This window comes from Vibrio sp. Vb0349 (genome assembly GCF_033338975.1).
In genome coordinates this window covers 1-1,460 of the sequence record NZ_JAWOTS010000176.1, presented here as the reverse complement: position 1 = coordinate 1,460, position 1,460 = coordinate 1, and the positions used below count along the sequence as shown (strand labels likewise).

The window sequence follows — 1,460 nt, the reverse complement described above, 5'->3', positions numbered from 1 at the left end:
AAGCACTTTAAAGCGGCCATAGCCCGCTTTGTCTTGAGGTCTACAATGAGTCAGCAGTAGATCCGCATTACGCAAACTACTAAAAATGGGCGCATTAGAATGAGAGTCGATGGATTGAGTATCAATACGGGCAAGTTGCTGAGCAAAAGAAATAGCTGTGTAGCCATGCCCTCTTGGGTTATTTATCACTTGCTTGAGCAGCTTCCAAATATGGTTCGGAATTAATGCAGGACGTTTGCGATCTTTTAATTGCTTGTGACAAGCATCCCCAAAGATCGCCCCTAAAAATAAGTGACCGCTAAGCAATGCAAGAGAATAAACGTCGTCTTGTGGCTCAGTTGTTCCCGTCTCGAGATAAAGTGGCGACGCGTAACTTAAACTCGCTTCCGCGTGAGATTCAATCTCGCCGATATAACGAGCTGCACCAAAGTCGATAAGCTTGACGTAGTCACCTTCACTAACCAGAACATTCGACGGTTTGATATCAAGATGGCAAATACCTCGAGTGTGCATAAATTCTAGCGCACCTGCGAGTTGATAAACTAACCATGCAATATGGTCATGACGAAAGCCTTTGGAAGAATAGCGTTCCATTTTTTCCGCTAGTGATTCGCCTTGAATCCACTCATACATTAAATATGGTCGTTCAAACTCGTTGCCGAACTTAATAAAGTCCGCAACACTTGGATGCTGAGAAAGTTCTAATCTGCTTGCCTCATTCACCAACATTTTGTTTGCGACTTCTGGGGCGTCTTCATTGACGACTTTGCAGCAAATTTGTTTTTCTGGCTGGCCTTTTTTTGCGAGGTGGTAAACCGTCGTTCTACCATTTTTAGATGGCAACGTGTCTAATACATCAAATTGTGAAAAAAGAACGTACTCAAGCTTTGGCTTATTTTTCTGCGCCAATCTTTGCTCGTTCAGTTTCTTTTTCTCAATAGCTTTAACAACCAACTGATCAATGTATCCTTTGGCTGCACCCTGAATATCAGACACTTTGCACTCTTTTATGGAACAAATATTATTAGACCGAAATAATATTTGCTGAAACATCCTTGTTTCAAGGGTAGTATTTAAAACGAACAGTAAGCCTATTATTTTAGTTATAATTACTAAGTTATTAGACTCTTTGACTTACGCTTTCACTACCTGAATTACGTTGTTTTAGAAATTAAAATTTCAACAACGTAATATGACTTCATTTTCATTATATATTTCGACAAAGAATGATTAGCACGCTAGTAATTGAAGTAGCGCTTTATCCCCCCCGAAATCAAACATCAGCAGCGTTACGGGCTGGTTAAAGTGATGATTTTTAACCGCAAATGCTCCAAGAGCAAGAGATGAACAGTTTCCCATCGTGCCCCATAACTCGTTGATAAGCAAAGGTTGTTCTGGGTTAATAAATCGCTCAGCTTTGGCACCCAGCGCGAAACCGTAATCTTCACTGTGCGCGCGCA

1 protein-coding gene and 1 pseudogene are annotated in these 1,460 nt (G+C 41.1%); both read right to left on the bottom strand.

What is annotated here, in order from left to right; genetic code table 11:
- The coding region (locus tag R7Q47_RS24310; protein WP_318089775.1) for a protein kinase family protein at positions 1-996 on the bottom strand (996 nt) is incomplete at its 3' end.
- A 234-nt stretch (positions 997-1,230) separates the two neighbouring features.
- Positions 1,231-1,460 (bottom strand): annotated as a pseudogene (locus R7Q47_RS24305) (hypothetical protein); the annotation flags it as partial.